This is a genomic window from Streptomyces sp. NPDC040610 (assembly GCF_055594065.1).
This window is the reverse complement of sequence record NZ_JBVIXA010000012.1, coordinates 164,193-180,520: the sequence shown is the minus strand read 5'-3', so window position 1 is coordinate 180,520 and position 16,328 is coordinate 164,193. Positions and strand designations below refer to the sequence as shown.

Annotated in this window: 21 protein-coding genes and 1 pseudogene; 19 read left to right on the top strand and 3 right to left on the bottom strand. The window is 69.1% G+C overall.

Annotation, left to right across the window (positions count from 1 at the left end; all coding sequences use genetic code 11):
• Nucleotides 1-36 precede the first annotated feature (36 nt).
• Nucleotides 37-405 (bottom strand): GntR family transcriptional regulator, encoded by a 369-nt coding sequence (locus ACZ6AA_RS33125; protein WP_471462155.1) that lies wholly within the window; start codon nt 403-405, stop codon nt 37-39.
• A 486-nt stretch (nt 406-891) separates the two neighbouring features.
• On the opposite strand from ACZ6AA_RS33125, the gene ACZ6AA_RS33120 reads away from it, so the two are divergent.
• The 5 genes from ACZ6AA_RS33120 (at nt 892) to ACZ6AA_RS33100 (ending at nt 3,646) form a co-directional block, all read left to right on the top strand.
• Complete coding sequence (locus tag ACZ6AA_RS33120) at nt 892-1,704, top strand: DUF4097 family beta strand repeat-containing protein (RefSeq protein WP_471462154.1); 813 nt, start codon at nt 892-894, stop codon at nt 1,702-1,704.
• Nucleotides 1,705-1,807: 103 nt separating this feature from the next.
• The gene (locus ACZ6AA_RS33115; RefSeq protein WP_471462153.1) at nt 1,808-1,972 is read left to right on the top strand and encodes a hypothetical protein; all 165 of its coding nucleotides are present in this window, start codon (nt 1,808-1,810) and stop codon (nt 1,970-1,972) included.
• A gap of 182 nt (nt 1,973-2,154) precedes the next feature.
• Complete coding sequence (locus ACZ6AA_RS33110; RefSeq protein WP_471462151.1) at nt 2,155-2,448, top strand: hypothetical protein; 294 nt, start codon at nt 2,155-2,157, stop codon at nt 2,446-2,448.
• Nucleotides 2,445-2,651, top strand: coding sequence for a hypothetical protein (locus ACZ6AA_RS33105; protein ID WP_471462150.1), 207 nt, complete (start codon nt 2,445-2,447; stop codon nt 2,649-2,651). Before ACZ6AA_RS33110 ends, ACZ6AA_RS33105 begins: the two co-directional genes overlap by 4 nt.
• Entirely contained in the window at nt 2,648-3,646 is a 999-nt protein-coding gene (locus ACZ6AA_RS33100) for a DUF2637 domain-containing protein (RefSeq protein WP_471462148.1), read from the top strand. Before ACZ6AA_RS33105 ends, ACZ6AA_RS33100 begins: the two co-directional genes overlap by 4 nt.
• 459 nt (nt 3,647-4,105) lie before the next feature.
• Here ACZ6AA_RS33100 and ACZ6AA_RS33095 read toward each other — a convergent pair whose 3' ends face one another.
• Nucleotides 4,106-5,560 carry a hypothetical protein gene (locus tag ACZ6AA_RS33095; RefSeq protein ID WP_471462147.1) on the bottom strand — a complete coding sequence of 485 codons (1,455 nt, stop codon included), beginning with the start codon at nt 5,558-5,560 and terminating at the stop codon, nt 4,106-4,108.
• A 138-nt stretch (nt 5,561-5,698) separates the two neighbouring features.
• On the opposite strand from ACZ6AA_RS33095, the gene ACZ6AA_RS33090 reads away from it, so the two are divergent.
• A complete protein-coding gene (locus tag ACZ6AA_RS33090; RefSeq protein ID WP_471462146.1) occupies nt 5,699-5,983 on the top strand; it encodes a hypothetical protein in 285 nt (94 codons plus the stop codon).
• A 189-nt stretch (nt 5,984-6,172) separates the two neighbouring features.
• Here the strand turns inward: ACZ6AA_RS33090 and ACZ6AA_RS33085 are convergent, their stop codons facing one another.
• On the bottom strand, nt 6,173-6,766 hold the full coding sequence (locus ACZ6AA_RS33085) for a hypothetical protein (RefSeq protein WP_471462145.1): 594 nt from the start codon (nt 6,764-6,766) through the stop codon (nt 6,173-6,175).
• 87 nt (nt 6,767-6,853) lie between these two features.
• On the opposite strand from ACZ6AA_RS33085, the pseudogene ACZ6AA_RS33080 reads away from it, so the two are divergent.
• The 13 genes and pseudogenes from ACZ6AA_RS33080 to ACZ6AA_RS33020 all read left to right on the top strand — a co-directional run.
• Nucleotides 6,854-7,309, top strand: a pseudogene (locus ACZ6AA_RS33080) (GGDEF domain-containing protein); the annotation flags it as partial.
• Entirely contained in the window at nt 7,306-7,635 is a 330-nt protein-coding gene (locus ACZ6AA_RS33075; RefSeq protein WP_471462143.1) for a hypothetical protein, read from the top strand. The pseudogene ACZ6AA_RS33080 and the gene ACZ6AA_RS33075, both read left to right, overlap by 4 nt.
• Nucleotides 7,636-7,683: 48 nt before the next feature.
• Nucleotides 7,684-9,171 carry a DNA cytosine methyltransferase gene (locus ACZ6AA_RS33070; protein ID WP_471462141.1) on the top strand — a complete coding sequence of 496 codons (1,488 nt, stop codon included), beginning with the start codon at nt 7,684-7,686 and terminating at the stop codon, nt 9,169-9,171.
• Nucleotides 9,172-9,266: 95 nt separating this feature from the next.
• Nucleotides 9,267-11,504 (top strand): cell division protein FtsK, encoded by a 2,238-nt coding sequence (locus ACZ6AA_RS33065; protein ID WP_471462139.1) that lies wholly within the window; start codon nt 9,267-9,269, stop codon nt 11,502-11,504.
• Between the two features lie 141 nt (nt 11,505-11,645).
• Complete coding sequence (locus ACZ6AA_RS33060; RefSeq protein ID WP_471462138.1) at nt 11,646-11,939, top strand: hypothetical protein; 294 nt, start codon at nt 11,646-11,648, stop codon at nt 11,937-11,939.
• Complete coding sequence (locus tag ACZ6AA_RS33055) at nt 11,930-12,118, top strand: hypothetical protein (RefSeq protein ID WP_471462136.1); 189 nt, start codon at nt 11,930-11,932, stop codon at nt 12,116-12,118. Before ACZ6AA_RS33060 ends, ACZ6AA_RS33055 begins: the two co-directional genes overlap by 10 nt.
• A gap of 9 nt (nt 12,119-12,127) precedes the next feature.
• Entirely contained in the window at nt 12,128-12,460 is a 333-nt protein-coding gene (locus tag ACZ6AA_RS33050; RefSeq protein WP_471462134.1) for a hypothetical protein, read from the top strand.
• Between the two features lie 19 nt (nt 12,461-12,479).
• Nucleotides 12,480-12,872: a hypothetical protein gene (locus tag ACZ6AA_RS33045; protein WP_471462132.1), complete on the top strand. Its 393-nt coding sequence runs from the start codon at nt 12,480-12,482 to the stop codon at nt 12,870-12,872.
• Entirely contained in the window at nt 12,869-13,054 is a 186-nt protein-coding gene (locus tag ACZ6AA_RS33040) for a hypothetical protein (RefSeq protein WP_471462130.1), read from the top strand. Before ACZ6AA_RS33045 ends, ACZ6AA_RS33040 begins: the two co-directional genes overlap by 4 nt.
• 4 nt (nt 13,055-13,058) lie before the next feature.
• On the top strand, nt 13,059-13,547 hold the full coding sequence (ssb, locus tag ACZ6AA_RS33035; protein ID WP_471462128.1) for a single-stranded DNA-binding protein: 489 nt from the start codon (nt 13,059-13,061) through the stop codon (nt 13,545-13,547).
• 88 nt (nt 13,548-13,635) lie between these two features.
• Nucleotides 13,636-14,544 carry a bifunctional DNA primase/polymerase gene (locus ACZ6AA_RS33030; RefSeq protein ID WP_471462126.1) on the top strand — a complete coding sequence of 303 codons (909 nt, stop codon included), beginning with the start codon at nt 13,636-13,638 and terminating at the stop codon, nt 14,542-14,544.
• A 37-nt stretch (nt 14,545-14,581) separates the two neighbouring features.
• Nucleotides 14,582-16,024, top strand: a complete 1,443-nt coding sequence (locus ACZ6AA_RS33025; protein ID WP_471462125.1) for a DNA primase family protein — start codon at nt 14,582-14,584, stop codon at nt 16,022-16,024.
• Between the two features lie 54 nt (nt 16,025-16,078).
• Complete coding sequence (locus tag ACZ6AA_RS33020) at nt 16,079-16,324, top strand: helix-turn-helix domain-containing protein (RefSeq protein ID WP_471462123.1); 246 nt, start codon at nt 16,079-16,081, stop codon at nt 16,322-16,324.
• Nucleotides 16,325-16,328: the final 4 nt, after the last annotated feature.

The window sequence follows — 16,328 nt, the reverse complement described above, 5'->3', positions numbered from 1 at the left end:
CCCTCGCAGAACGCGCACGAGGCCTTGCGGAACCTGTCAGTTCGGCTTGTCCGACTTCTCCAACCGCTGAAGACGCTCGTCCAGACGCGCCAGGTGCTCACGCATCGATTCGACCTCCTTCATGATTGCGGCGAACTCCGGGCTGGGGCTCGGCGCTTCCTCATCGCCTGAGACCTGAGCGCTCACGAAGTAGCCGCGCGTCGAGTCAGGGGCCACCAGCCCCCACTTCGCCAGGAGTTGGACGGCCTTGGTGGCTGTTCCCGCGGCGACATCGAAGCGCTCTGCGATCGCACGAACCGAAGGCAGCTTGTCCCCCGCCTTCAGCCTGCCGGTCTTGATCTCGTCCCGCAGGGTCTCGGCGATCTGCTCGTTCACCCGTCGCGCGTCGTCAGAAGTAGGCGTCATGCGTCGATGCTAGCCCCTCTTGATCTAGGTCAAGCAGCACGACCAACACAATCTCTTGTACTAGTTGTAGCAGCCGTGCTAGAACAGTCTCACGCCAAGCGGGATCGCCCGGCAGGAAGGCGGCTCAGCCGCACGCCAACGGGCCCCGGAAGCGCGTTCTTTGATAAGCGCGTCGCCGCAGGTGACCGCACATAAGTGGGCTTCTGAGCCGTCTCCCCCGAAGTGACGGCCGCGCGCACGCAAGATCGCGCATCGCACTGTCTGCGAGCGGGCCCGGCCTGGCCACGATGCCGTCGGCCCCGCTCGCTTCCAAGGCGGCCCCTTGGCCGCTCCCCGTCTTGGCTCAGCGGCCGGATGTGCCGCTGCCAGTCGCCTGATCCGCGCCTGCCGCCTCTCGCGGCTTGGCCTGCCGGTCGCGACGGCGTCCCGAACAGGGACAACCCGCCGCCCCGGCCTCCGTACCCCGACGCAGTCAGGAGTTCTTCCATGACCAAGCGCACGATCCCCGTGGCCGCCTTCGGTCCGATCGCCCTGGACCTGACGATGCACACCGGCACGATCCACCTGGCCGTCGACCCCGCGTTGAAGCAGGCGCGGGTGGAGCTGACGACGGACGCCGGATCGGGTCCGTCGGCCGACGCGATCCGGGACACCGACGTCAGCCTCACCGGGCAGAACCTCACCGTCCGTGTCCCAGACACCGCCGGCGCAACGGCGGGCAGCACGACCGTGAGCTTCAACGGCAACACGATGACGTTCTCCGGCGGCAACGGCGTGCAGATCAACGGCGGCAACATCTACGTCTCCGGGCACGGCCGCGGCAAGGTCTTCGTCAACGGCCGCGAGGTCACCGCCGACGGCCCCGCCGGGCCAGCACTGACGCCGATCGCCCTCACCGCCCATCTGCCCGCCGGGTCCGTGGCGTTGGTCAGCACGCGCAGTGCCAGGACGGTCGTCACGGGTGAACTGGCGCGCCTGGATTTCGACGCCACCTCCGCAAGCCTGACCGCGGAGCGCATCGGGGACCTGGACGCCACGATCACCAGCGGCAAGGTGGTCGTCAGTGACGTGACGGGCTCGCTCGCGGCGAACGTCACCTCCGGCTATCTCGCCGTCGGCGCCTACAGCGGTCATGACGCGCGGCTGAACCTCACCTCCGGCCAGGCCCGGATGGCCGCAACCTCCAAGTCCAGCGGCCGCATGGCGGTGGACGTCACCTCCGGCCAGGCGTACATCACCGGCGCCGCGCACCTGAACGTCCGCCGCCGCGCCACCAGCGGCTACGTCCAGGTCAGCTAGCGCCGCTACCGCCCCGATGGTCGCAAGGCCGGGTTCGACTCCCGGCCGGGGCACCGCGGCACAGCAGCCGCGTGCAAGTCCACCACGCACTGAGGAGAAGTACATGAGCGACAAGAGCCGCGCCGTCTTCAACTTCGGCGACAACGACGACATCACGTTCGGCGGGGACATCGTCTTGGGCGACCAGATCGACGTGTCCGGTGGAGTGGTCCACGGCGACGTGATCATGGGTGGCCGCGCCACCGAGGACACGGACGACAACGAGTAGAAGCCGCAGCATACCGGCCCCGGCCAAGCCGCGAGGTGGCGGATCGAATCCGCTCCGGGGCACCGCGCTCCTGCCGCATCCCGCGGTACGGACGCCATCTCACACGGGGCGGGCGCCGTCTCGCCAAAGGCCTGCGCCCGCCCCGGCTTCCTCCCGTCCCTCCGCATCAGGAGTGCCTTGTCATGAAGTCGTTCATCGGTATGCATGAGGTCGTCTCGGTTGACGACTACATCGAACTCGCCCTTGGGGCCCCGGTTGAGCTGTGGCTGGGGGTGGAGGGCGAGAGCGAGTTAGAGCGCGCGGCGCGTGAGGATGCGGCGCGCGACATCCTCGCCGACCACCCGCATCTGGTCGACGACGTGTCCCGGATCGCCGCCGAGGCCATCGAGGCCTTCGCGCCGACGCTGGGCGACGTCGCCCCGCTGGCCCGGCCCGCCACCCGTCGCGGCAAGGCTCCGAGGGCGGTGGCGGCATGAGTACCAAGTCCTCGCCGCCGGACCTTGTGGCTCTGTGGCTGTTCCTGGCCGGGGCGTTCACCATGATGTGCGCCACCGTGGTCCTCATCGGCACGGGCGATTCCGTGTGGCGGTTCGTCCTCGCCGGTGGCGGTGTCGTCCAGTTCACCGGGTGGGCGCTGCACCGCTGTGCGCTGTGCCGCCAGCGGGGCGGTGTCCGATGAGCACCCCCGTCGCGAGTGAGCGTGCTGCGGTTCCGCCGCTGACGCGCCCTGAGTTGGGCCTGGCCGGGCTCGGGGCGCTGGCCGCCGCCGGCGTCGGCGGGCTCGGCCTCATCTCCTCCTTCGATGCCGTGTCGGTGGCTGCCGCACGGTGGGGGTTCGGTGAGCCGTGGATGCTGCCGGTCGGGATCGACGTGGCCATCCCGGTGTTCACCGTGGCCAACCTGCTGTTGATCCGGATGGACATGGCGCTGGCGTGGGTGCGGTTCGTGCCCTGGGTCCTCACCCTCATCACGTGCTGGCTGAACATCGCGGCCGGGCACTCCCTGTCCGCGAAGGTGGCGCACGGCACGATGCCGCTGCTGTGGGTGGTGTTCTCCGAGATCGGCGCGCACATCTACGCGGTGCGGATCGGCGCGGCCACCGGTCGGCGCATGGACAAGGTCCGCTTCTCGCGGTGGCTGCTCGCCCCGCTGTCGACGTTCGCGCTGTGGCGGCGTATGACGCTGTGGGAGATCACCTCCTACGCCGACGCGCTCGCCCGCGAGCGGGAGCGGCAGTTGTCCCGTGCGGAGTTGCGGGAGCGCTACGGGCGCGGCTGGCGCCACAAGACCCCCAGGCGCGAGCGCGTGATGCTGCGCATGGGCGAACTCGCGCCCGCCGCCGACGAGGTGCCGCTCAAGGCGGAGCAGGCCCCCGAGCCCCCGCTGCGCGAGGCAGTCAAGCCGCCGCGCAAGCGCCCGGCGAAGCCCTCGGCCAAGACGGTGCAGCGCAGCTTCGAGGACACGCTGGCCCAGGCGCGTAAGGCCACTGCCGACTGGGAGGACAGCAAGATCAATGCCGAGGTGCTGCGCAAGGAACTGCGCTGCGGCTCCGGCCCCGCCCGGCAGGTGCGTGACGTGCTGCTCGCCGAACGGGCCGACGGCCGGGTCCTGCACCCCGTCGACACCCCTGTGCCGGACGCGTCCGGCGACGACGCCGAGGAGGTGGCAGCGTGAACAGCCTGGCCACGATCCTCCTGTCCGCACTGCCGCTCGCGGCAGGCTGGTCCGTCCACGCACGGTGGCTGCGCGGCCGACTGGACACAGCCCGGCGGGATCCGCTCACCGGGTTACGCACCCGTGAGGGGTTCACCCGCCGTGCCACGGCTCTGCTCAGGGACCCGCGCGCGGTCGTCGTCCTCGCCGACGTCGACCATGTTGACCGGACTACCGCAGGGCAAGCCGGTGTGTCGGGGGACGTGTTGAGGCTACGCCCGGTACGAGACATACAGAAGTTCTCTGGGAGAGGCCGTGTGGCGCGAGGCCATGAGGACAGTAGCTGTGCAGCTCAGCGCCGACTTCGCTTACCGTAGCCAGTGCAACAGGTGTGGCGCCATCGCTGGATCGAGCGAACTGGGTGGCGCCTGCCTGTCGTCCGGCCTTCCAGACCAGATCGCAGGATTCAGCCTCAGGCTCTCAGGTCTTGCGAACAGCACTGGTGAAGCCAGCAACGAAGAGGGTCGCAAAGCCCCAGGCAAGGGCCTGGAGGGTCCAGCCAGTAGCCGTGAGGGCCTGACCGGCGGCATTGTCGGTCGTAACGCACCGACTGCGGACATCGGTCTTGAGCAGAGGCAGCCCGAAATCGATGCCCACGCCCACACGGTCCGTAATCGAGCAACCGCTCGAGCGGGCACTCTTGGAGTCGGCAGGTGCAAGTCCGCCGTGCGCACCAGGGCCGACCACAGCCAGCAGTACTGCAGCGAGGACGATGGCAAGGAGCCATAGCAGGGCCCGCCACGGCTGATAGCCGTAGCCAAGGGTGAGCCAGGTCAGTCGGCCCCAAACGCGTTCCCCACGGCTTGCGGCCCTACGTAGCTGGTCGTCACGCTGGGCAATCAGGACAGTGCGGGCGTCGCGGTCATGTCCTTGGGCGCGGTGGCCCGAAGCTAACTGCTGGTATGGCTGCGCGGAGTAGCTGAAGGTGGCGACACTCAGCAGCTCCAGCCACGTCTCCCATGGAACCCCCTTGGGTATGCCCGTATAGGTCAACCCGTCCACAGATAGCCGCTCAGCGGAATTGTACGCCTCCGGGTTTACGGCACAAAAGAATGACTCAGGGTCAACGTCAAACACGAACTGACCACCGATACGGGCCTCATTCAGTCGAATCGTTCCAAAGATGCCACCGTTCACTGATTGGAATTCACCGCCCAGGCAGAGGTCGCCGTCAACTCTCAGGCTTTCGGCCCATAGTACGGGGTTGTGATTGCTCAGCACCCGCGCCTCTACACACTCCAGCATTCCTCCGATATGCACCCGGCTCAGCCGTATCGCGCCATGCGCACCACCGGCGAACGCTTCGAACACGCGGTTCCCGTACCAACCGCGCAGCAGAACGTCCCCATCAACTCGCATACCGTCGGCAGAAAGTGCCGGACCCCAGCCGCAGTGCAGCTTCGCACTCGTAAGGACCAGATCGCCGGTGATGTGGGCCCCGTAGAGTCGAACCTGCCCCTCAATCTTCGCCTCTGGCAGCCACAGGGTAGTGGTGGTGAGCCCACCCGCATCCAGAGCCTGACTGGAGCCCTCAATGAGACATCCTTCTAAAAGAAGGGCAGGTAACTGGGCATTGTTAGCCACGATTCCTTCAGTGAGAAAACACCAGGACAGATCTAAACTCAAGTCGGTGGAGAGGTTTTCTAGGTTGAGCTGGCCGGTGATTAGGGTACCGCGCAGACGCACTCCCCGTGGGTCAGGATCGGGCGCGAGTCGGCCGCGCATGATGTCTCGAATTACTTGAGCAGGGATTGTCCGGTCATCGCCCCAGGAACGCATTTCCTGCTCGTCAACAGCACGATCCCCTGCACGCAGATCCAGCAACTCGCCACGCGAAACATGGTCGATTAGCATCTGTGCCAAGTCTGCCATCATGCCCCTTCCGACCGGCTATACCCGTCACCGTACGGCGCAGACCAGCTCCTGTCTGCGCCGTCGACATCGCTACTAAACGGACGCGGAACCAGGGTTTCGGCACAGGAATCACTCTCGCTGGTTCAGGGCCCGGGTGAGATGGCGGTTGGCGTCGCGTGCAGCCTCAAGTTCAGTTGTGCGCTCGTCCAGCACCGCGGTCAGTTCGACGCTGTGCTGTTCAAGCGGAAGCGGCTGATCGAGATCATCCACAGCCTGACTGACCGGGTCAAAGAGGCCAAGCTCAACGGCTGGCTCGGCGAAGCCGAAGGGCTCCAGGTCAGTCTCCAGGCGGCCAGCAAAAAGCTGACGGCAATGGACCAGGCCCACGCCCGCAACACGACCCGCATCACCGATCTAGGGCTGCCCCAGATCAGACACTCCTGAAGATCACGCGGGGTGCGGCCCACCTACCAAGCTCGCCGCCCCCCGTCCCCACCTGCCTCGGCCGCGGCAACATATCGCGCCAAGAATCATGGCGCCTCCCCCCGGGGGCGCAGCCTCCAGGCTGCCCTGGCCGAGAGCAGCAACGGTCGCCGACCCACCACTCGCCAGTCCGCTCTACAACCACGTCCGCTAGGAGGCTGATATTCGGTGGCAACTACAAGGACACTCGCCTTCCGCGCAGTCGAGCGCTTGATAGGAAGGGTCAACCAGACCACTCTGTTGCAGTTCCTTCAGCAACTGCGTGAACCCAGCGCGAGACTTGTCATCGGACACTTCTTCGCCAGCCGCCTCGCCGAGCTTGCGCCGGGCCGTGGCCAAACCACAGGCGTACTCAGCGACGTGCCACGCGATCAGCCCATCCAAGTAGTGAACTACCGCGTCCCTCCTGCCCGCCGTGCCGAAAGAATCCGAATCCCGCAGCAACGCGGCGCGACCTGCTGCGAGCCGTTCGAAGCACCACAAGAGGGTGAAGTACGCCGTGAGGCTGGCAGCAACATCGTGGCCGCCACCAGAAGCATCGAAACCGCCATAGTGCAGAGGCCCCGTGATCGCGCGGGCGTCGGCAACTTCCCCCGTGGTCAGATCGCGGTGCAGGGCACAGGCTCTCTCAAAACGTGCACGTCGATGCTCGGACCGATAGGCGACAAGGGCAATGGCAACTGCGACCAGAGCAACAACTGTCGAGGAAATCCCAACCACGGCGGACCAGTCGATCGCTCCCATACATCCCCCCAGCAGCCGAACCAGCTCCCCTTAGAGCACCGCGCTCTCGCTGCCTTGTCCAGAGTCAGAAAACGGCTCTTAGTCCAGAAAAGCCGTTTCAAGCAGATCAACGACACCCACGGGCACGCGGCCGGGGACGCGCTGTTGAAGGCGACCGCGGACCGTCTCGCCCACCACGTCGGCCGTACCGGGGTGGCGGGGAGGCTCGGGGGCGATGAATTCGCCGCCGTCCTCATCGACAACCACGGCACCGCCGGCGACCTCCTCGCCGTGCTGCACGGCGTGCTCGCCCGGCCGGTCGACGGCCAGGACCCGCACGTGCGCACCACCATCTCGCTCGGCTGGGTCCGCGCCGCAGACTTCCCCGCCGACGATCTGTCCGGGCTGCTGCGGCGGGCGGATGAGGCGATGTACGCGGCCAAGCAGGCCCGCGCCGGAACCCGCCGCGCCGGACTCGGCTGGCTGTTCGCCACCGTCACCGGACGCCGCTCCGGCCGCACCGGCGCCCGCACCGACGTGCCCGTGGTGGGGGTGGCGGCATGAGTGAACCGCTGACCACTCCGGCCGTGTGGCGGCCGGTGATGAAGGCGGCGGGATTCCGCTGCCAGTGCACCGGCCAGTGCGGCAACGCGCACACCAAGAGCGGCGGGCGCTGCCCGCACGAGCACGACGCCTACACCAGTAGGCACGGGAGCCGGGTGCATCTGATGGCCGCGCCGGCCGACCCGCTGACCGCCCCCGTGGCGGCGGCCGGACTGTCGGCCAGCGAGTTGCGGGCCTGGTGCCCGGCCTGCCACACCGCCGCCGCCCGCCGTGCCCGGCGCGAGCAGCCCGCGCCGTCGGACCAGCGCGCCCTCTTCGATCTCTGAACCTCGTCCTGTGCTCTTCCCTCTGATCCGTGAAATGGGAGGTCGGGCATGAGCCTGACGTTCACCGATCTGTTCTGCGGCGCGGGCGGCTCCTCCACCGGCCTGGTCGCCGCCGGATACGACCTGAAGCTCGCCGCGAACCACTGGCAGCGGGCGATCGAGACGCACGCCGCCAACCACCCCGGTGCCGAGCACCTCATCGCCGACATCAACAACTACGACATGCGACGCCTGCCGCGCACGGACGTGCTGTGGGCCTCGCCCATCTGCACCGAACTCTCCCCCGCGGGCGGACGCCGCCGCACGCACGGGCAGCTCGCCTTCGACCTTCAGGAACACGGAAGCGTCGCGGACGCGGCGTGGGAGCGTACGCGGGCCACCGCCTACGACGTCATCCGGGCCACCGAAGTCCACCGCTACCAGGCGGTGTTGTGCGAGAACGTGCTGGAGTTCGTCGTCGACTGGGAGCTGTTCGACTGGTGGCGGCGCGGTATGGAACTGCTCGGCTACCGCTCGCAGATCGTGTCGGTGTCCTCCGCCCACGTCGGCGGCGCCGACAACCCGGCCGCGCCGCAGTGGCGGGACCGCATCTACGTGGTCTTCACCCGCACCACCATGCCGCTGCCCGACCTCAAGCCCACACCGCCCGCCTGGTGCCCCGAGTGCTGCGAGGACGTACTTGCCGTCCAGTCGTGGCGCAATGGGCGCCGGGTGGGCAAGTACAAGCAGCAGTACGACTACCGCTGCCCCAATACCCGCTGCCGCCACGTCATCGTGGAACCCTACGTACGCCCGGCGGCGAGCATTATCGACTGGTCCAACCTCGGGGTGCGCATCGGCGACCGCGCCGCCCACAAGCTGCGCCCGCTAGCTGCGAACACCATCAATCGCATCCGCGCCGGACTGGCGCTGCTCGGAGACCAGCGCATGGTCCTCACGGTCAACCACGGCGGCCACGACGGACGCCCCGCGCCCGCCGACGGGTCCCCTCTGGCCGCCCGCACGGTGAAAATCGGAGACGCGGTCCTGGTCCCGGCGGGCGGCACCTGGAACACCGCCTCCACCACGGTGGCGGAGCCGATGCGGACTCGCCTGGCCAACCCCAAGGGCTTCGAAGCCCTGCTCACCCCGCCGCAGGCGGATGACTCGTTCATCGTCACGCTGCGCCGCAACGCCAGTGCCCGACCGGTCTCCGCCCCGGTGGACACCGTCACCGGGCAGGGCCGCCACCACTGGCTCGTCATCCCCTACCGCAACGCCGCCGCCAAGAGCGCGGCCCAGCCGCTGCACACGCTCGGCACCGTCGACTCCGCCGCCCTGCTCGGTGCGGCACCGCAGTTGGAGGACTGCCACTACCGGATGATCCAGCCGCGCGAACAGCTCCTCGCGCAGCGCTTCCCCGACGACTACGTCGTCCACGGCAACAAGGGCGAACAGACCATACAGGCCGGGAACGCCGTGTCCTGCAACGTCGCCCAGTGGATCGGCGCCCGCGTCGCCGACGCCCTGACCCAAACGGCCGCGCACGCCGCCTGACAAACCCCGCACATCAACTACGCGGAGCCCGGCCGCCCAACCTTCCACAGCCAGCGACCGGGCTCCTCTATCCCCTCTGTAAGGAGGACAGTTCAGTGAAGCACCCCGACGACGACAACGAACTCTTCCACCGGCTCGAAGCCGAGATGAGCACCACCCACGGCCTCACCTCCGGCGGTGAGGTAGTCGACCTCGACAAGGCCCGGTCGGCGCGCGGGGAGTCGGCCGACCCGGCCCCCGACCCGTCGGTCGACTCCGGCCCGACCGAGTCGGGCTCGGCGCCGGTCGCCGAGTCGGCCGACCCTACTTTGCACGTGATGGTCGACCAGCCGACCGCGAAGTCGGCTGGTCCTGGCTATCTGGGTCGGCTGATGGGCGCCCGGCGCCGTGACGTGGTTCCGGTGTGGCTGCGGTCGGTGGCGGAGCTGAAGACCGCCACCGCGTGGGTGGCCCGGCACTACGCGCACACCGTCGGCTATCACGCGCTGCGCTCGCCCTGGTACGCCACCCGCCTCGCCCTCCAAGCCCCTGCCGGGGCCGCGAAGTTCACCGGTGCCACGATGCGGTGGGTCGCGGACACCGAGGGCGAGCCGGTGCGGCTGGCCGCGGTGCGGCGCGAGGACGCGGCGGAGTATCTGAAGCTCTCCCGGCAGCGCGACGGCCGCGTCCGCCTGCGCGCCCTGGTCGCCGTGCTGGCGATGTTCGTCGGGCTCGGCTCTGCCCTGGCGATCTACGTGCTCGCCCCCGGCTGGCTTCAGACGATCTCCGTCGGCGCGCTCGTCATGGCCCTCGGCTGCGTCGGGCGCAAGGCCGATGCCCCGGTCATCCACCGCGCGGTCGACCTGCCCAAGGCCACCAAGCTCACCAGTGACATCGTCCTGCGCGCCCTCGGCTCCCTCGGCATCCCCGCGATCAACCAGGCGCAGGGCAAGGGCCGGGACGGGTTTGAGTTCACCGCCCCGATCACCCGCGACGGCCCAGGCTGGCGCGCGGAAGGCAACCTGCCCTACGGGGTGACGGTCACCGACATCATCGAGCGCCGCGAACGCCTCGCCTCCGGCCTGCGCCGCCCGCTGGGCTGCGTGTGGCCTGAGGCGGTGCCGGACGAGCACACCGGGCACCTGGTGCTGTGGGTCGGGGACCAGGACATGTCCAAGGCGAAGAAGCCCGCCTGGCCGCTGCTGAAGTCCGGCAGCACGGACCTGTTCAAGCCGGTCGCCTACGGCACCGACCAGCGCGGACGCTGGGTGGAGATCACCCTCATGTACATCGCCGGGGTGATCGGCGCGATCCCGCGCATGGGCAAGACGTTCCTGCTCCGCCTCCTGACGCTGATCGCCGCGCTGGACCCGCGGGCGGAGCTGCACACCTACGACATGAAGGGCACCGGCGACCTGGACCCGGTGGGCGATGCGGTCTCCCACCGGCACGCCGCGGGCGACGATGACGACGCCATCGAGTACATGATCCGCGACTTCCGAGCCCTGCGCGAGGAACTGCGCCGCCGTACGAAGGTGATCCGCTCGCTGCCGCGCGACATCTGCCCGGAGTCGAAGGTGACCAGCGCTCTTGCCGACAAGCGCTCCCTGGGACTGCACCCGATCGTCATCAGCGTGGACGAGTGCCAGGTGCCCTTCGAGCACCCCAAGTACGGCAAGGAGTTCGAGGAGATCGCCACCGACCTGGTCAAGCGCGGCCCGGCGACGGGGATCGTGCTGCTGCTCGCCACGCAGCGCCCAGACGCCAAGTCTCTACCCACGGCCATCAGCGCGAACGCCTCACTGCGAATGTGCCTGAAGGTCATGGGCCAACTGGAGAACGACATGGTGCTCGGCACCTCCGCCTACAAGCGCGGGGTACGGGCGACCATGTTCGCCTGGGCCGACAAGGGCATCCACTACCTCGTCGGCGAGGGCTCCGACGCCCGCATCGTCTACGGCGTCTTCGTCGACGCCCCGCACGCTGCGGCCATCGCCGCCCGCGCCCGCAAGGCACGCGAAGCGCTCGGACTGCTGTCCGGCCACGCCCTCGGTGAGGCACCCGAGCCGACCGCGCCCGCCTACGACCTGCTCGCCGACATCCTCGCCGTGGTCGCGGCCAAGGAAGCCAAGGTGTGGTCGGAGACCGTGGTGGCTCGCCTGGCGGAGCTGCGCCCGGAGGTCTACGACGGGTGGGAGCCCGAGACGCTGTCCTCGGCTCTCAAGCCGCGCGGGATCGCCACCATCCAGGTCGGCCGACGGGTGAAGGGCAAGGTCGTCAACCGGCGTGGCATCGACCGCTCCCACATCACCACCGCGATCGCGGAGCGTGACGGGAAGCGGGATGCGGGCTGACGCCTGAGGGCCGCTAGCGCTAGCGGCACACCCCGCTAGCGTTAGCGGCCCCCTTAGCGCCCTGCACCCATCTTGATCAGGTCGCTAGCGGATAGCGACCCACCTGCGGAAACCCCTGAAACCCGCCTGGAAGGGCTCGTGATGACCCCTGCCCTGCTCGCTATCACCCTCCTCATAGGCGTAACGCTCTGTTATGTCGCTGTGTGTGCTGCCTCGCCGTTCGGGAACTGCCGCAAGTGCTCCGGATGGGGCTTTGCGATGAAGACCGACCGCAAGGGGCGCCTCAAGCGCGGCAAGGACTGCCGCCGCTGCCACGCCACCGGCAAACGCATCCGCACCGGCCGCTGGCTCTACAACCGCTGGGCCCGCACCTACCGCAACGGCACCCAACCGCCCGCCACTTCGGCCTCGAAGGGAGGCCCGACATGGTCGTGACCATCTCGCTCGTCCTGCTCGCCGGGGTGGTCCTGGCGCTGCTCGTGCACCACCGCAAGGTCGCCGTCGGCGGCGCGCTCGTGGCCGCGCTGTTCGGGTTCCTGCTCGCCTCCACCGACGCCGGACCCGACATCAGCGACTCCCTCCAGTCCATCGCCGACACCCTCTCCGACCAGTAGGAGGCGCCCATGCGCCACCGCGCCCCGCCCCCGCCCACCCCGGGAATCCTCGCCCCCCACATCCCCGCCGACACCTACCGCCGCGCACAAGCCACCGGCCAGCCGATCATCCTCATCCAGCCCATGCCCACCGTGCCCGCCCCGCAGCGCCGCACGGCCCGCACCTGCCTGATCGGCGTCAGCGTCGTCGTCGCGGCCGGTGTCGGCGGCATGGGCCTGGTCGTCGCCTTCCTCGCGCTGCTCGACATCGCCGCGCACACCGCCACCGCCATCGGCGGCGCCGTCGGCACGGTCGGCGTCGGCGGGATCACCGTCAAACTCACCCGCCCCAAGACCAAGTGACCAGGAAGGAACACCCGCCATGACCGTCCACACGACACCCCTCGCTCTGATCGTGGGCGCCGACCAAGCCCATACCTTCCTCCACTCCAGCGCCCGGGAACTCGTCGACCTGGACCACCTGCCCGAGCCGGTGGCGTTACGGCTCACCCACCGGCGCGTCCTGCGCGGTGACCCGATGGTGCTGGCCGCGTCCGGCCAGGTCTGGACGCTGCGCGCGGACACCGACCCCGACGACGCCCCCGCCCACCGCCTGTCCGTGCACGCCCGGCTCGCCTGCCCGCCCCGCGTGCTGGTCACCGACCCCGACGACCCCACCGGCGAGGAGGACGAACTCCTCATCGAGGTCCTGGAGATGTACCAGCTCGCCACCTGGCACCACCACCGCCCCACCGCTGAGGAACACGCCGCGTGAGCTTCGAGATCCGTGTCATCTGCGACCCCCTCGACAGCAACCGTGTCAGCGCGGCCCTGGCCGCCGCGTTCGACACCGGCCCGGCCCGCACTTACCCCACCCGCGACCGCAAGCGCACCCGCCTGTACTTCACCGCCGACCACCGCGACTCCAGCGACAACCGCACCCCCGAAAGCGAGTGACCTCATGTCCGCAGGCGAGACCCCCATCACCGTCATCGGCAACCTGACCGACGACCCCGAACTCCGCTTCACCCCCAACGGCGCCGCGATGGCGAAGTTCACCGTCGCCTCCACCCCCCGCGCCTACGACAAGACCAGCGGCCAGTGGCAGGACGGCACCGCGATGTTCCTGCGCTGCACCGCCTGGCGCGACCTGGCCCAGCACATTGCCGACAGCCTCCCCAAGGGCACCCGCGTGATCGACAACGGCCGCCTGCGCCAGCACAACTGGCAGACCCCCGAGGGCGACAACCGCTCCATGCTCAGCCTCGAAGTCGACGAGATCGGGCCCTCGCTGCGCTTCGCCACCGCCAGGGTCGAACGCGTCCAGCGAGGTGCCGCGACGACCCGTGTGGGCGCGGACGCGTGGACCAACGCCGCTCCCGCCGCGGGCGCCACCCCGCCGTCGTCGTGGGCGGGCACGCCGTCGCAGGGCGATCAGCCCCCGTTCTAGATACGCCCGGGGCGGGGTGCCGTCTCGCCAAAGCCTGCACCCCGCCCCGGTCCTCCCGTCCCTCCACGAGAGCAGGAGAACCCCCAGCATGCGCCATGCCACCCCACCCACGCGAGACCAGCACAGGCCACAGCCGACCAGTCCCCTGACCACCGCACTGGCGCTCGCAGCCAGGGGCGTGCCCGTGCTGCCGCTGCGCGTGGGCAAAGCCCCCTTCAACAACTGCCCCACCTGCGCCAAGAACGCGTGCGGCGGGCGGCCGAACATGAAACAGGCCGGACCCTGTACCTGCCCGCGCCCCTGCCACGCATGGGCCGCCGCGACCACCAACCCCGACACCCTCGCCTCCATCGCGTGGGCCACCGCATGGAGGCAGGCCACGGCGGTCGCCTACCACCCCGCCGGCGTCCGCCTCACCGTCGTCGACCTCGACCACGCCGACGCCATCGCCTGGGCCCAAGCCCATCTGCCGCCCACCCGCACCGTGCCCACCACACGCGGCCAGCACTGGATCTACCTCGGCACCATGCCCTCCGCACACGGCGTACGGCCCGGTGTGGACATCAAATCCCGCATGGCCTACGCCCGCTGGCTCGGCCCCGGCACCGGCCGCATGACGCCCCTGCCCGATGCCGTGCGCAGGCTCGCCGTCCGCAAAGAGGCCACCCCGCCGCGCGGGGCGGTGGCCTCTTCCACCCCCGCCCCGGCGGTGTGGGAGCGGTCGGTGGCCAGCGGGTGCCGCCATACCGAGCGCTACGTCCGCACCGGCCTGGAACAAGGCCTCGCCCTCATCCACGCGCACCCCGAAGCCGGCGCCGGATCACAGACCTTCCAAGTCGCCCGCTTCCTCGCCAAACAGCACAGCCAGTGCCCCGGCCCCTGCAGCCTGGACGCCCTCGCCGAGGAGATCATGGCCGCCGCCGTCGCGGTCGGCGTGCCCGAACCCTACGCACGCCGCGCCGTCACCAACGGCCTGAACCCCACCCCCGCGGCATGAACCACCCCGCACGCACCACGGAAGGAAGGGGCCTTGCATGACCGCCGAGGAACTGCCCGCGCCCTCCAACCCCATGGCCGTCGCCCGCCGCCTCCTGCCCGACTGGCAAAACGACCAAGGCCACCTGGTGTACCGGCGCTGGCGCGGCTCCTGGATGCGCTGGACCGGAACAAGCTGGCGCGAGCTGGACGAGAACCAGATCCGCGCCCACATGTACACGCGCCTTGAACACGCCACCTACCAGGGCGGCACCGACCGCGACGGCAACCCCGAAATGCACGACTGGGCACCCACCAAACAGAAGATCAGCAACCTCCTGGACGCCCTGGGAGCGATCACCCTGCTAGCCACCGAAGTCGACGCACCCGCATGGATCAACTGCCAGCACGGCGACGTCAGCGAGGACGGGCCGCTCGTGGCGTGCGACAACGGCCTGCTGCGCATCCGTGACCGCGAACTCCTCCCGCACGGGCCCGGATTCTTCAACCTCGTCTCTGTGCCCTTCACCTACGACCCCCACGCCACCTCCCCCACTTGGGAGCAGTTCCTGCGCCAGATCTGGCCCGACGACGCCGACGCCATCGCCGCGCTACAGGAGTGGTTCGGCTACGTCCTCTCAGGCCGTACCGACCAGCAGAAGATCCTCCTCATGGTCGGCCCCTCCCGCTCCGGCAAGGGCACCATCGCCCGCATCCTCAAAGCGCTGGTAGGCAAGGAAAACCTTGCCGGGCCCACCCTCGCGGGCCTGGGCACGAACTTCGGGCTGTCGACCCTGATCGGCAAGCCGCTCGGAGTCATCTCCGACGCGCGGCTCTCCGGCAACGACAACAGCCAGGTCGTGGAAAGGCTGCTGACGATCTCCGGCGAGGACACCATCGACATCGACCGCAAGTACCGCCAGCCCTGGACCGGCAAACTGCCCACCCGCCTAGTGATCCTGTCCAATGAGCTGCCCCACTTCGGCGACTCCTCCGGGGTCATCGCCAAACGCTTCGTGCTGCTCAACATGCGGGTCTCCTGGCTCGGCAGGGAAGACTCCACCCTCACCGACCGGCTGACCGCGGAAATGCCCGGCATCCTCAACTGGGCACTGGACGGCCTCGCCCGCCTCCAGCGCACCGGCCGCATCACCGAACCCGCCTCCAGCCGCGAGGCCGTCACCACCATGCAGGACACCGCCTCCCCCACCAGCGCCTTCGTCCGCGAACGCTGCACCACTGGCCCGGCCTGCAGCGTGCCCGTGGACGCACTGTGGACGGTCTGGCGTGAATGGGCCGAGGACAACGGAGTCCGCCCCGGCACCAAGCAGGTCTTCGGCCGCAACCTGCTATCCGTCGTCCCCCAGCTCAACCGCAACCGGCCCCGCGACACCGACGGCCGACAAGTCGCCACGTACAACGGGATCAGCCTCATCCAGTGCGAACCACATTCGCCTGAGTCGCGACTCATCGCGACTCAAGGCCCCTCTGAGCGCCGCTGAGTCGCGATGAGTCACGACTCAGAGCAATGTGATTCCAACTCGCGGGAGGACGCCGTGAGCGCGACCGCCCCCATCGAGACCGACCCCCGAGCCAGCCTCAGGGGCGGCCTCCCGGACCGGTACCTCACCCCCGACGACATCGCCGAGATGTTCGAGGTGCCCCTCGAAACCGTCTACCAGTGGCGCAAGAAGCGCACGGGCCCACTCGGCTTCCGCGTAGGCAAACACCTCCGCTACGACCCGGCGGATGTACGCGCCTACGTCACCGAACGAAAGAAGGCCGAGCAGACAGCCGCCTGACACA